Here is a 14,811-nt window from a genome sequence, read left to right as displayed (position 1 = left end):
TGTGATTTGAACCACAGAAAAAATTTATATCGCGAAATTGCCATTAAAAAAACCGTCATCACATCGCGTGATGACGGTTTTTTTGAACCTAACAAGCGCGCTAGGAATTTTTCGAGCTGTCCAGAATGGGGCGCAGGTAATGGCCGGTGTGCGACGCTGGATGCTGGGCGATTTGTTCCGGTGTGCCGACAGCAATGACTTCGCCGCCGCCGCTGCCACCTTCGGGGCCCATGTCGATGATCCAATCGGCGGTTTTGATCACATCCAGGTTGTGCTCAATCACGACAACGGTATTGCCGTGATCGCGCAGGCGATGCAACACTTCGAGTAGTTTTTTGACGTCGTGAAAATGCAACCCGGTGGTCGGTTCATCCAGAATGTACAGTGTTTTGCCCGTGTCGCGTTTGGACAGCTCCCGGGCGAGTTTGACGCGCTGCGCTTCACCGCCGGACAGGGTGGTGGCCGCTTGCCCCAGGCGAATGTACGACAGGCCCACTTCGGTGAGCGTGGCGAGCTTGCGCTTGATCGCCGGGATGGCATCGAAGAACTCCAGTGCGTCTTCAATTGTCATGTCCAGCACTTCGGAAATGTTTTTGCCTTTGTAGCGAATGTCCAATGTTTCGCGATTGTATCGATGGCCTTTGCACACATCGCACTGCACATAAACGTCAGGCAGGAAGTGCATTTCCACTTTAATCAGACCGTCGCCTTCGCAGGCTTCACAACGCCCACCTTTGACGTTGAAGCTGAAACGTCCCACCGAATACCCGCGTGAACGCGCTTCCTGGGTTCCGGCGAACAGATCGCGGATTGGTGTGAACAATCCGGTATAAGTGGCCGGGTTGGAGCGTGGTGTGCGGCCAATGGGTGCCTGGTCGATGTCGATCACCTTGTCGAACTGACTCAATCCGTCGATGGCGACACAGGGCGCCGGTTCGGTGGTGGCACCGTTGAGTACGCGCGCAGCGTGGGCGAACAAGGTGTCATTGATCAGGGTGGACTTGCCAGAACCGGATACGCCGGTAATACAGGTCATGACGCCGACCGGAATGTTGGCACTGGCGTTTTTTAAATTGTTACCGCTAGCCTGGCGAATGCTCAATTGGCGAGCCTCATCAACAGGCACCCGTTGCGTGGGAATGTCGATGCGCTGTTTGCCTGACAGGTACTGGCCGGTGAGCGATAGTGGATTGTTAGCGACTTGCTCCGGTGTGCCTTGAGCGACGATTTGACCACCATGCACGCCGGCACCGGGGCCAATGTCGACCACGTAGTCGGCGCAGCGAATAGCGTCTTCGTCGTGTTCGACCACAATGACGGTGTTGCCCAGGTCGCGCAGGAAGGTCAGGGTGTTGAGCAGGCGACTGTTGTCACGCTGATGCAGACCAATCGACGGTTCGTCCAGCACGTACATTACGCCCACCAGGCCGGCACCGATCTGACTGGCCAGACGAATGCGCTGGGCTTCACCGCCGGACAAGGTATCGGCCTTGCGGCTCAGGGTCAGGTACTGCAAACCAACGTTCACCAGAAACGATAGACGCTCGTTAATTTCCTTGACGATTTTGCTGGCGATTTCGCCGCGCTTGCCAGGCAGTTGCAGTTGCTGGAAAAACTGTGCGGCTTCACCGATGGACAGGGTGGTGATCGCCGGCAAGGTGGTTTCGGCCACGTACACATGACGCGCAGCTTTGTTCAGTCGCGCCCCGCAACAATCCTGACAGGGTTGGGTGTTGAGATACTTGGCCAGTTCTTCGCGCACGATGTTGGAATCGGTTTCGCGATAGCGGCGCTGCATGTTGGGGATGATGCCCTCAAACGGATGTTCTCGCTGGGTGGTTCGGCCTTTGGCATCGGCATAGCTGAAGGCAATTTCTTCCTTGCCGCTGCCGTACAACACGATGTTGCGGATGTTGTCAGGCAAATCTTTGAATGGCGTGTCCAGATCGAATCGATAATGACTGGCCAGCGATTCCAGCAGTGACGAATAAAAATTATTGCGTCTGTCCCAATTGCGCACCGCGCCTTCACGCAGCGACAGTTCAGGATGGGAGACAACTCGGCTGGCATCAAAAAATTCAGCGACGCCCAAACCATCACAACTGGGGCAGGCACCGCTGGGGTTGTTGAACGAAAACAGTTTTGGTTCCAGTTCGGCCACGCTGAAACCGCAGACCGGACAGGCGAACTTGGCGGAAAAAACCATTTCGCTGTTGTCGTCCATGTTGACGACTTTGGCGAGACCATCGGCCAGGCCCAGCGTGGTTTCAAACGATTCGGCCAGACGTTGCGCCAGATCCTCGCGAATTTTAAAGCGATCAACCACAACATCAATGTCGTGCTTTTTTTGGCGGTCGAGTTCAGGCACCACATCCAGTTCGACGATTTCGCCGTTGATGCGCACGCGCACATATCCCTGGGTGCGCAGCTCCGCCAGCAGTTGCAGGTGTTCGCCCTTGCGGTTCTGCACCACCGGGGCGAGCATCATGTACCGCCCCCCCTCAGGCAGTGCCATTACTTGATCAACCATTTGACTGACCGTTTGTGCCGCCAGGCCGGTGCCGTGTTCCGGGCAACGGGGTTCGCCGGTACGAGCGAACAGCAGACGCAGGTAGTCGTAAATTTCGGTAATGGTACCCACAGTGGAACGAGGGTTGTGCGAGGTGGATTTTTGTTCGATGGAAATTGCCGGCGACAAACCTTCGATGTGATCGATATCGGGTTTTTCCATGACCGATAAAAATTGCCGGGCATAGGCAGACAGCGATTCGACGTAGCGACGCTGGCCTTCAGCATAAATGGTGTCAAACGCCAGCGAGGACTTGCCCGAACCGGAAAGACCGGTAAAAACAATCAATTTATCGCGGGGAAGCTCAAGATCAATGTTCTTGAGATTGTGGGTGCGAGCACCTCTGAGGGTTATCTTGTCCATATCAGCTTCGGCTATACAACGAAACTTGCTATATTACGGTGTTTGGCGTCGCAGACGCAAAATTGAATTCAGTAAGAAATACAGGTGAGTCTTAAGGTGAAATCAAAAACAACAACAGCGTCGACAGTCACGATGTCCAAGACCGAGAGACGTGCAGCGGTATCTTTGGCAGGAATTTACTCCTTGCGCATGATGGGGCTATTTATGATTTTGCCCGTGTTTGCGCTGTATGCAGAACATCTGGAAGGCGTGACGCCGACCCTGGTGGGATTGGCGGTGGGAATTTACGGCTTGACGCAGGCACTGTTCCAGATTCCGTTTGGCATGTTGTCAGACCGGTTTGGTCGCAAACCGATGATTGCTTTGGGGCTGTTGATTTTTGCCCTGGGCTCGGTGGTGGCCGCAATGTCGGACACAATGCTGGGGGTGATATTGGGGCGGGCGCTGCAAGGGGCTGGGGCGATTGCGGCAGTGGTGATGGCGCTGACGGCGGATTTGACCCGTGAAGAAAATCGGGTCAAGGCCATGTCCATCATCGGTATTTCCATTGGTGCCTCGTTCGCCGGATCACTGGTGGCCGGGCCGTTTCTAAATACCTTGATTGGTGTGCAAGGCATTTTCTGGATGACGGGAATTCTGGCCTTGCTGGCGATCGTGGCCTTGTACACGGTGGTGCCCACGCCGATCAGCAGTCGATTTCATCGCGACGCGCAACCGATACCCGCGCAGTTCAAAACCGTGTTGTTCAATCCGGAGTTGTTGCGTCTCAACGCCGGTATTTTTATTTTGCATTCGGTGCTGACGTCAACGTTCGTGGTGATGCCACTGGTTCTGCGTGACCAGATGGGCATTGCGGCTGAAGGTCATTGGTATGTTTACCTGCCGGTAATGCTGGTGGCATTTATCGGCATGGTGCCGTTTGTGATTGTGGCCGAAGGCAAGCGCCGCATCAAACAGGTGTTCGCCGGTGCGATTGGAACCATGGTGTTGGCCGAAGTGCTGTTGGTTACTGAGTTGCATTCCATGGTGTTTTTGCTGGCGGCACTGGTGTTGTTCTTTGTCGCGTTTAATGTGCTGGAAGCGATTCTGCCTTCGCTGATTGTCAAAGTGGCGCCATCGCACATCAAGGGTACAGCGATGGGCGTTTATTCGACCTCGCAATTTTTGGGCGCATTCTGTGGCGGCGTCATGGGCGGTACGCTGTTTGGTCATTTCGGGGTGGAGTCCGTATTTATTTTTGCCACCTTGATGTTGATGCTGTGGCTGAGTCTGGCTGCGACCATGCGCAGTCCACGATATCTGGGCAGCTTCATGGTACGTGTTGGCCCAGTGGATGAAGAGCGCGCCCACCAGTTGGTGATTGAATTCACCAAGATCCCCGGTGTGGCCGAGGCGGTGGTGATTCCCGAAGATCAGATCGCGTATTTGAAAGTGGATAACAAATCGGTGGATCGCGATGCGTTGATGAAATACAGCGTGGATGTGGTAGAGCACGACCCCGATAAAAAATAATCACGTTATGCATGAAATAAAAAAACCGCCGACTGGCGGTTTTTTTGTGGGTGTCTGATTTTTTAACGTGATGCGGCTAGTTTGTCAGTCATGTCCAAAATCATATCTTCGTATTCTTCTTCCTGGATTTGCATGTAGCCCAAAATCTGTGAACCAATGATGTCCCAATCCGGTTCGCTGCTGACGCGGTTGGCGGAGTAGTGAATATTGGTCGCCATGCGCAGGATGCACATCATGCCGTTGCGCTCGTCGTTTTCGGCGCCGGGCAGCAGCAGATGATCCAGATCGTGATGGTCGCGAATGGTGTGAGCAACTGCATCGGGCAAATACCAGGACTTACTCAAAAAGTAGCCGATGGTGGCATGATCGGTTTGGTAGTGTTTGTCTTCCACATCGGTGATGGATTCACGGGTGGTGTTGGCTTCGGCCTGGATTTCCTTGTAGTTGGGGAAGTGCTGGGCGAGCATGGCAACGCCGCTGTCATGAAATAATCCCAGGGCATAAAACTCATCCAGTTTGCTGTAGTGACAACTGCGCGCCAGGCCCATGCACAAATTGGCAATATCGGCGGCGCGTTCCCAGAATTTTTCAATGGAAATGCTACCCTTGCCCTTGATGGTCTGGCGCAACGCGGCGGCGGTGGCCAATCCCATTAGTTTGTCGGCTCCCAGCAGCATGACAGCTTGCTGAATGGAGCTGACGCGCTGATTGAGCCCATAGAACGGGCTGTTGATGATTTTGATTACGCTCGCAGACAGGCTGACATCGCGGCTGATGATTTGTGCCACCAACTGCATGTTGGGAAAGCCTTTGCCGGCTTGTTCGCGCAATTCGCTTAACACCTTGGGCTGAGGTGGAATTTTAATGCCGTTGAGCATGGATTCCATTTTGTCGGCAGAGGGGGATGAATCGGTGGTGGTCATAGCCAAACGGCTCCGGCGAATTGATTGATATCGATGGTATCGACAGCGGCACCCAGGACTTAAAAAAACTGTATGGCATTGCCCAATGATCCGCTATGGGAGGCAAAACCGGAATGCTTTTGGCAGCCAAGAGACATTGGGCAGAGTGAGGTGCAGGATGAATACCATGAAAGCGCTAGTGAAAAAGCACGCCAGCGAAGGGATTTGGCTGGAGGATGTGCCACTTCCTGTGGTGGGCAATAACGATGTACTGATCAAGGTGCAGCGCACCGCCATTTGCGGCACCGATGTGCACATTTATAACTGGGACGCCTGGGCGCAGAAAACCATCAAGGTGCCCATGACGGTGGGGCATGAATTTGCGGGCGTGATTGTCGACATGGGAGCCAACGTGACGGGCTTGAACGTGGGCGATCTGGTCTCCGGCGAGGGGCATATTGTCTGCGAACGTTGCCGCAACTGTTTGGCGGGTCGCCGGCATTTGTGTCCGCACACCGTTGGCGTTGGGGTGAATCGCACCGGCAGTTTTGCCGAGTACGTAGCCATACCTGCCAAAAATGTTTTTCGCCCCGCGTTCAAATTGCCTGCCGAAGTGTTGGCGTGTTTTGATCCCTACGGCAATGCGGTACACACTGCGCTGTCGTTTGATATGGTGGGTGAGGACGTACTGATTACCGGCGCAGGCCCCATCGGTATTATGGCGGCGATGGTGGCCGATCACGTGGGCGCACACAAAATTGTAATTACCGACATCAATGATTTTCGTCTTGGTTTGGCCAAACAAATGGTGCCGCGTATTACGGCGGTGAATGTTGCGCAGCAGCAGGTGAGCGCAGATTTCATGCATAGCCTGGGCATTGTAGAAGGCTTTGATGTGGGGCTGGAAATGTCCGGTTCGCCGCAGGCATTTCGCACCATGCTGGATCGCATGATCAACGGTGGACGCATTGCGATGCTGGGCATCATGCCCAACGATACCGGTATCAATTGGACGGATGTGGTATTCAAAGGATTATTCATCAAAGGCATTTACGGCCGCGAAATTTTTGAAACCTGGTACAAGGGCATGATGTTGGTGCAGACGGGCTTGCCGTTGGACAAAATGATTACGCATCGTTTCCACTACACCGATTTCCAGCAGGGATTTGATGTGATGCGTTCCGGTCAATCCGGTAAAGTGGTGCTGAGCTGGGCGGACTAAACGAAAGGGATGATATGAGCTACAAAACCGCGAAGCAGAGTTTGGCACAGGATCTGGAAGATATAAAAAAAGCCGGATTGTGGAAAAATGAGCGAGTGATTGCCTCGCCACAGGCCAATGATATTTCGCTGGCCTCTGGCGCAGAGGTCGTCAATATGTGCGCCAATAATTATTTGGGGTTGGCCAATCATCCGGAGGTGATCGCCGCAGCGAAGGAAAGTTATGATGACTGGGGTTTTGGTCTGGCTTCGGTGCGGTTTATTTGCGGTACGCAAGCGATACACAAAAAACTGGAAGCGGAAGTCAGCAAGTTTCTCGGCATGGAAGACACGATTCTCTACGCTGCCTGCTTTGATGCAAACACCGGCTTGTTTGAAACCATTTTGAATGAACAGGATGCGGTGATTTCCGACGAGCTGAATCATGCCTCGATTATTGATGGCGTGCGGCTGTGCAAGGCGGCACGCTACCGTTACAAAAATAACGACATGGCTGATCTGGAAAGTAAGCTCAAGGAAGCCAAAAGCAACGGTGCGCGGCGAATTTTAATTACCACCGATGGCGTGTTCTCCATGGATGGCACGGTTGCGCAGCTGGATAAAATCTGCGATCTGGCGGATCACTACGACGCCATGGTGCATCACGATGATTGTCATGCCGTGGGGTTTATGGGCAAGACCGGTCGTGGGGTACATGAGCATCACAACGTGATGGATCGTGTTGACATCATTACCGGCACGTTTGGCAAGGCACTGGGTGGTGGCTCTGGAGGCTACACTTCTGGTCGACGGGAAATTATCGATATGCTGCGCCAGCGTTCGCGACCGTATTTGTTTTCAAATACACTGGCGCCCGCGATTTGTGCGGCATCGCTGAAAGTGCTGGAGATGCTGTCGCATTCCACGGAGTTGCGTGATCGCTTGTTTGATAACACCCGATATTTTCGCAGCGGCATGCGCAAGGCGGGTTTCATCATTGCTGATGGCGAGCATCCCATCGTGCCGGTGATGTTGGGCGATGCCGTGCTGGCGCAGAAAATGTCACAAAAATTATTGGAGCGCGGCATTTATGCGGTTGGATTTTTCTATCCGGTGGTGCCGCAAGGCAAGGCGCGTATTCGTACCCAGATTTCAGCAGCGCATACCCGACAGGATTTGGATAAGGCGATTGCGGCGTTTACCGATGTGTATGCGGAGTTGGTCAGAGATAAAAATTGATTGCAAAGCATTTCAGTGCTGAATGGGGGGATGCTAGCCCCATTGGGCGGGCGCTTTATATTCAGTCTAGTTTTTTATGCCGGTGGTATGGTGTGGTGGTGTCTGGTTGTTGTGATGGCGTTCTCAGCAGTTAAAAGATACCGCATCAGAAATGGTCTTATTGGTCGATACGATTCGTAATGTGGAATGACGAATCCAGGAGATCGGCCATGTCAGATGTCATCAGAAAACGTACCCAACGCATTTTTACAGCGATTGCGCTGTTGTTTTCACTATCTCTTGGCGGTTGTTTAGGTGGGGGTGGAGGTGATGCCGGTTCAACGCCAACGATTCCTCCATATTCCGGGGCGCTGGATATTGCGGTTACTCGAGATGATGCCTCTGTCAGCGCAACCGTAACGTGGGATGCGTCTTCTGGTGATGCGTTTCGTGTTTATTACTCCTCATCTGCTGACCCAGGAGTTCAGGGTTCCCTCTTGACCCCTCAAGCCGGTGTCACAACCGGTACGATCTCTGGGAACATGAGCGTTGGATCTGGTTTAACGCAAGTATATTTTTGGATTACTCGCGTGAGTGGAAGTGGTGAATCTGCGCCTTTTGGTCGTTTTCCTGTTGTTCTTGTTGCACCTTTGCAGGTGACCTATTCGAATCCATTGCTGTCTTTGTCAGGGAATACTGTTTCTGTGACTGGAACCCTTTCTGGAGTGGCGGCGACAAAGCATGAGCTGCATCAGACATCTACCTCGACTGAAGCTCTTTCTGCGACTACGTTGCAAAACAGCAATGCCAATCTGTCAGCACTGACAGCAACAATATCCTCTTTTGTGGATAGTAGTGGCGCCCCTCTTAGTTCTCATTTTGCTTATGTTGGCGAGTATAGTGGCACCAGCAATGGGCAAAGAGGAGGAACAGCGAGTTATGTTAGCCGTATTGTGCAAAGACAAACGTTGACTCCGACACTGGATGCGCTAGCCATAGCTAACTCGGGAAGCGCGTACGCAAACTGGCCTATACTGGCAACCTCCGCGAAGTATGTGGTGTGGAGTGCGAATAACGCAACCATTGCGATCAATAAGACTACAGGAAACTTTGTAGGTGGCATCAGTGCGAATTCAGCCAAGGAAATTGTCGTAGCAGACGCGGCAAACGCAGCCTTTCACATAGCGGGACTCGCCTTACATAAAACGGATCTTAGTGGTGCTGGTGCGCACCAGAGTGCATCGGTTTCCACGCCGACGGCTCCTGTCGCGGTATCGGTTGATGGTACCTACGTGTATGTGGCCGATGCGACTAAAGTTATGCGTTTTTCCCAGGCGGATATCACTGGTGCCTCTGCGACGCTGGATGCCGCCCGAGCAGGGTTGACCGATATGGCGGTGAAGGGAACATCGCTGTATCTGGCGACATCATCAGGGATAGAGGTAATCAACAATCTGAATGCCACGCCCACGGCACCTGCGTTGCTGTTTGGTACAACTAATCCAGTAAAGGCGCTGGCGATTGATGATGTTAATAATAAGCTGTATTACATTGCTGCCAGTTTGGCTTCTCCTTATGGCGCTGATGCGATTTTTGAACTGAATTTGGCTAACCCGACTTCAGCGGCTCCTATTCAGGAAAATATTTTCTCTTTCAGTCATTTTCATTTCAGTAATGGCAGCCTGTATTGGATGGGCAGCCAGGTCTACCAATTTAATTTAGCAACATCCACGCTGAAGCGTAGGGTTGGTGGCGGTAAAGGTATTATTGCACTGGCTGCGAACGATGATCATTCAGTGTACGTGCTGCGCAGTGGAACCCTCAATCCATTGTCGCTCCTGCCAGCAGGGTACAGCTATGCGTCGACGGCTCCTGCAGCTAGTCCGGTTCTTGCCGGCGTTAGCGTCATGGACACTCGATTGGATGTGTCGTTGGGAAGCTATTCGGCTAACGATGCTGAAGCCGTACTTTATTTTGCGGATGGTGTGTATAAGGGCAGAAATCTTGATATTACCGGTTTGACTAACGGCACCACGTACGCGATAACGGCGAAGCTGGCGAATGTCAGTGGTGTTGGCATTGCCTCTGCTGCGGTTAATGGAACGCCGAAAATAAGCGTGTACAAAGCTAGTGCATTGGTACAAGCAGGGCAGGTGACGATTTGGGCTCATGTATATAACCCAACTGCGAACGCAAGAAGTGTGACGGCGAAGCTTTATGTTGGCAGTGCTACGCCGGTAAATATGACCGTGCCGCCTGTCGTGACGGCGACAAAGTCCATGCTTGCTGGGCCAGCTGACGATACGATTATGCTGACATATACCACGCCAAATGACAGCCTGTTTTTCTACAATGTGGTGGTGACTGAAGACGCAACGGGCTCTATCAGTGATGCTGTCGCTGTTGCTGGCAGTGAGGCCTGGAGCAATTCTGCGCCTGCAGGCGTTTTCCAAACGGGCACGCTATATCCTGTAACGGGAAAACCGACGGATATTGCTAACGTGGGAGCCTATATCTACATGAGTTTAAATGGTGGTGCTATCTATCGTGTTCATAACTCCACGCTGGCTACCCCAGAGCAAGTTGCAACGCTGCCCGTACTGCACGGTCTGGCGACGGTGGATGGCGCCGAAATGTATGGATATAACGCGACAACGCGCGCGGTGTATGCCATTACCCAGGGTGATAATGCGACGGTTGCAAATGTAGGCTCTACTGTTGTACTTGATAGCACAACCAATGGGTTCAGTTCCAACATCACAGCGATTGATGCAGTGGTGGGCACTGTTTTTGTTGGAAATACGGCAGGTGAAATCTGGGCGGCGGACTGGAATGGTGCGACCGCTAGCAATCCGCGTCTGGTGAAAAATACGGCTGGTGGGCCTATATGTCATCTGCAGGCATTTGGCAGCGAGATCTTTTGGTCACAAAAAACTGCAGCAGGGTCCGCTTGTACCAATTCGGCTGGTTCAGCGGCTATCCGCAGTACGTTAGCAGATGGCACGGGGATTGTGACTGACCTGGTTTCAATGACGTTTGACTATATAAAACATTTTCAGGCAATTAGCATAGCTGGAACCCCTTACTTGTATTACTCTGAGCATTCGTATTATGCCCTTACGGAAAATCAATACAATCAGATTAAACGAGTGAACTTGATAAACCAGACTATCGATGTTCCTGTGGCTGAGGCTACCAGCAATGTGTTTGCGGTTGCCTCGGATGGAAAGATTTACTTTGATAAAGATGAAGGTGTAATTTACACGCTTGACGCGAATAATCGACGGATTGGTCACACAACCTCTGCGCCAAGTTGGGGAGTTACCGGGATCAAGTTGCTGAAGCCTTCGGCGTTGACAACCAGGCTGTATGTGTATGGTCAGTCGACGAGTGTTGGTGATGGCGGACTGGCAGAGCTTATACCGTAATTTGTTTATCAGGGTTTAAAAAACAAAGCCGACGCATCAACGTCGGCTTTGTTTTTGGTGCAAGAAAAAAAGGCTATTCGTTGTAGCCACTCCAAAGACCCTCAAAAAAATGCCGCGCATTTTTGCCAAGAGTGCGAGTCAGATATCCCCCTTCCTGAACGATCAGCGTAGGAAGTTTGGTAGCGCCAATGAGTCTGCCATTCTCAAAGAAATCGTTTTCGGTCAGTTGCCAGGTGCCGGTAGGGTCGGCGTTGGCGGTGTCCAGACCCAGTGCAATAACCAGATATTCCGGTTTGAATATTTTTATTTTTTTGAGCGCAGTGCTCAGTGTTTTGTGATAGCGGTCGGCGGTAATGGTTTCCGGAAGTGGGTAGTTGATGTTGAATCCAAAGCCATCACCTTCACCTTTTTCGTCAACAAAACCAGAGAAATGCGGATAGGCAAAATCCGGATGGCCATGAATCGATACGGTTAGCACATCCGATCGTTTATAGAAAATATCCTGTGTGCCGTTGCCGTGATGAAAATCGACATCCAATACCGCAACACGCCCGTAATTAGACAGGTAGTGTGCCGCTATGGCAGATGAATTGAAATAACAAAAACCACCAAACGCGCGTCGTTCGGCATGATGACCCGGTGGGCGAACCAGTGCATAGGAAAAGTGTATGCCGGCGAGCAGATGCGTGGCCCCCGTCAATGCACAATTCACCGCGCCGCGTGCCGCCAGATAGGCGTTGTGGTTAAACGGCGTGAATGTATCCATGCAGTAGTAACCAACCTGCAATTCAGGATCTTTTGGTGGGCGCAGTGTGTTGCGCAACGGGAAAATAATCGGATAGATAGACTTGCCTTCTGGCAGGCTGGCGCAGGCTCGCTTGAAATAGCTGACATAATTGCTGTCGTGCACTTGGGTGATGTGCTTTTCGGGAAAGTTTCCGGCGTTTATTTGGCGGAATAGTTGTGTTTTGTTTAATTCATCCAGAATCGAGGAAATGCGCACAGGAGCTTCGACGTAGCCCTTGTCGGCCACATGATGAATGTCGTGACCGGTGTTGACGATGAGCGTGATCGGGGAAGTGTGCGCTGGTTTGTGAGATGCGCGGTTCTCCTTGCGTCTGGATTTGATGTATACCGGCGGGCGCAATTTGATTGGGTCATCGACAAATGATTTGGCCACCATGTCGATATGTTGCGCATTAAACAGTTCGCCATATTTTCTATCCAAAATGGCGCTGACGACTTTGCGCAACAGGTTTCTGCGCAGTGGCTGCGGGTTTTCGTGCAGCGCATCATACATGAGAAAATATAAATCTTTATCGCCAGGCTGGGCGGGGGATGCGTAGATGTTGTTTATGATGGGGTAGGTGTTGTAGCGCTCATAAAAACGCAGGCGTTGTTGGTTTTGCTTGAGTGTTTTTGGGTCATCAATAATCGCAGGATCATCAATGCTGCATTCGAAAAACAGTCCTTTGAGTTTCAGATTGCAGGCTTCCTGCCGTACCCGTTCGTACAGTATGCCGCCAACGCCACCGCCGCTGGTTCCAGGAGCCACAGACAGTAGTTCGAGATAGCCGATGTGCAAATCCGACATGTGCAGCAACATGGCAAAGCCTTTGATTTTTCCCATGGCATTTTCTGCGACGAATAAAATGGATCGATAGCGATATTGAACAGGATCGAGCAACTGTTTGGTAATTTTGCTCAAGTCATCTTTACTGCTGAGCGGAAATTGTTTGCGCATGATCAGCTTGACTTGCTGAATGGCATCCTGATTGGCGTGGGAGGTCGTGTCATAAATTTTGCGGATACGGAACATGTAAAGCTATTTCCTTCTGACGAGTGTTCGACAGTCATGAGTACGGGAATTTGCCTTCCAGTCTAACCAAATTTGCCCGATATGGCGAGCAGGTATCTTTCGCAGCAACTGCCATGCATGGGCGATCAACGATCCGATATTGATTTGAGGTGAGTTTTTTTGCGGAGATGGGCGCGTGAGCTATTGGGCTTGCCGTTATCGATGGAACTGTCGAGTTGAAAAAAAACGCCGGCATGCCGGCGTTTTTTGTTTGCCCGTTCGGGCTAAAACATCTGAATAATGCTGCTGAAAATATACACGGTGAGTATGACCAAAATAGTGCCCACGGTGTAGGTGAATGCTTTAAGGAAGTTTTCGTCTTTTAGGTTTTGTTGCGGTGCTTGATCCATGATGTCCTCCTTGGGGAATTGAGGTTTGCCGAACTGCACTGTTTATATCGGCCTGTATGGCGATTGCGTTGACGAAAATGAAGTATCGCCAATGTTTCAAATCATCATTTGTTATGCCAGGTGTTGTTGAATCGGCTGTAGTGGGTTGGCACATATTTAATAGCGTTTTATGAGCAAGCTGTATTCACGCACGCACGGTTTGTTCCGATAAAAGAGCATAAACCTCGAAAAAACTGGTTGTTGGCTGGAAGGCTAACACATCGTTTCATGTGGGGCAGGTACGGGTTTTAATTCCTTATTTTTTTCATGAATAATATTGGGTCTACATCGCCAGCCTGAGCTGTGCAGGTTTTTTTTTGAGTCGTTATTCTAGGGAAGTCTAAGCAAGGGAGCTGGTCATGCAGGTTGTTGCGCAATTTAGCGATTGGATTAAACGCCATTACTCGTCACGGGTTTTATGGTCATTGATGGTGGTGTCGGTGGTTTTCTTATGGGCATTTAATGTATCGACGCTGCCTTTGTCCGGGCCGACGCTGGCGAAAATCACTGGTTCGGTGGGGTTGCTCGACGCGCTGCCCTATTATTCGCCGCAGCAGGCGATAGCGGCGATGGCCTTGTACGGTGACGAAGGTCGCGCGGTGTACATGAATTTTCTGCGGGCGGATTTTGTATTTATCCCGCTGTACTGTTGGACGTTGGCGCTGCTGATTACGGCGGCCTTCGCCAACATTGAGCCGTCGTCGGCGTGGTCTCGCCTCAACGTGCTGCCTGTAGTTGTCGCGTTGCTGGACATGACGGAGAACCTCGCCACCATCGTGCTGCTGACATCTTATGCCCAGCCCAGTGTCAGCGTGGCGACCATCGTCAGCGTGGCCACCACGGCAAAGTACTCGGGCATTGCGCTCTGTTTGGGGATAGCGCTGCTGGTGTTTCTAGTGGGTTTGGTGAAGCGGCGTTAGCAAAACTGTGTGAAACCACACAGTGAACGGGTGGTTTCACGCAGTTTGTCGTTGTCGTTGTTGGCTATTTGTCTGAAAAATAACGAAATTTTAGTTGGCATGTGTGCTGCTATCCTAGCGAAGGCGATTCTTTTGCGAGGAAGTAACGATGTACAGCAATAAAGTGTGGTTTGGGGCAGCGATGACAGTGGCAATGTTGGCAGGCAGCAATGGCGTGTGGGCACACGCTGGCATTGTGCCCAAAGACAATCTGGATGCGTTCAGCGGTCGTTCGTTTGAAGAGGGCAGCTCTGCCTACCTGCAGATCAGCCTGGGGCACGGCTGCGACAGTGAACAGGGCATGATGCCGACCCGCCATGCATCGGTGGTGTTTCCCAACAACGTGGATTTGAGCGGCAAGGCATACACGGTCGACGGCGCCGGTAATCATTTTGCCGGCAACGCGATGTTTG

Annotated in this window: 10 protein-coding genes; 6 read left to right on the top strand and 4 right to left on the bottom strand. The window is 51.8% G+C overall.

Features of this window, described 5'->3' with window-relative positions; all coding sequences use genetic code 11:
• Positions 1-100: 100 nt before the first annotated feature.
• Positions 101-2,932 carry an excinuclease ABC subunit UvrA gene (gene uvrA, locus OEW58_07410; protein MDH5301173.1) on the bottom strand — a complete coding sequence of 944 codons (2,832 nt, stop codon included), beginning with the start codon at positions 2,930-2,932 and terminating at the stop codon, positions 101-103.
• Positions 2,933-3,064: 132 nt separating this feature from the next.
• Here uvrA and OEW58_07405 point away from each other — a divergent pair, with 132 nt between their 5' ends.
• Complete coding sequence (locus OEW58_07405; GenBank protein ID MDH5301172.1) at positions 3,065-4,444, top strand: MFS transporter; 1,380 nt, start codon at positions 3,065-3,067, stop codon at positions 4,442-4,444.
• A gap of 62 nt (positions 4,445-4,506) precedes the next feature.
• Here OEW58_07405 and OEW58_07400 read toward each other — a convergent pair whose 3' ends face one another.
• On the bottom strand, positions 4,507-5,367 hold the full coding sequence (locus OEW58_07400; GenBank protein MDH5301171.1) for an HDOD domain-containing protein: 861 nt from the start codon (positions 5,365-5,367) through the stop codon (positions 4,507-4,509).
• 166 nt (positions 5,368-5,533) lie between these two features.
• Between OEW58_07400 and tdh the strand changes: the two genes are divergently transcribed.
• From tdh to OEW58_07385, 3 genes are all read left to right on the top strand, one after another.
• Positions 5,534-6,568 (top strand): L-threonine 3-dehydrogenase, encoded by a 1,035-nt coding sequence (tdh, locus tag OEW58_07395; GenBank protein MDH5301170.1) that lies wholly within the window; start codon positions 5,534-5,536, stop codon positions 6,566-6,568.
• A gap of 14 nt (positions 6,569-6,582) precedes the next feature.
• Positions 6,583-7,785, top strand: coding sequence for a glycine C-acetyltransferase (locus tag OEW58_07390; protein ID MDH5301169.1), 1,203 nt, complete (start codon positions 6,583-6,585; stop codon positions 7,783-7,785).
• A 209-nt stretch (positions 7,786-7,994) separates the two neighbouring features.
• Positions 7,995-11,192, top strand: coding sequence for a hypothetical protein (locus OEW58_07385; protein ID MDH5301168.1), 3,198 nt, complete (start codon positions 7,995-7,997; stop codon positions 11,190-11,192).
• 73 nt (positions 11,193-11,265) lie between these two features.
• On the opposite strand, the gene OEW58_07380 is transcribed toward OEW58_07385, so the two are convergent.
• Together OEW58_07380 and OEW58_07375 are read right to left on the bottom strand one after the other, a co-directional pair.
• Positions 11,266-13,011: a histone deacetylase family protein gene (locus OEW58_07380; GenBank protein ID MDH5301167.1), complete on the bottom strand. Its 1,746-nt coding sequence runs from the start codon at positions 13,009-13,011 to the stop codon at positions 11,266-11,268.
• Positions 13,012-13,274: 263 nt separating this feature from the next.
• On the bottom strand, positions 13,275-13,400 hold the full coding sequence (locus OEW58_07375) for a hypothetical protein (GenBank protein MDH5301166.1): 126 nt from the start codon (positions 13,398-13,400) through the stop codon (positions 13,275-13,277).
• A 398-nt stretch (positions 13,401-13,798) separates the two neighbouring features.
• On the opposite strand from OEW58_07375, the gene OEW58_07370 reads away from it, so the two are divergent.
• A complete protein-coding gene (locus tag OEW58_07370; protein ID MDH5301165.1) occupies positions 13,799-14,359 on the top strand; it encodes a hypothetical protein in 561 nt (186 codons plus the stop codon).
• Between the two features lie 148 nt (positions 14,360-14,507).
• A partial coding sequence (locus OEW58_07365; GenBank protein MDH5301164.1) for a hypothetical protein occupies positions 14,508-14,811 on the top strand: 304 nt, incomplete at its 3' end.

This window comes from Gammaproteobacteria bacterium (genome assembly GCA_029884425.1).
GTDB lineage: Bacteria > Pseudomonadota > Gammaproteobacteria > S012-40 > S012-40 > JAOUHV01.
The sequence above is the reverse complement of the archived record's forward strand: the minus strand, read 5'-3'. Positions and strand labels throughout refer to the sequence as shown.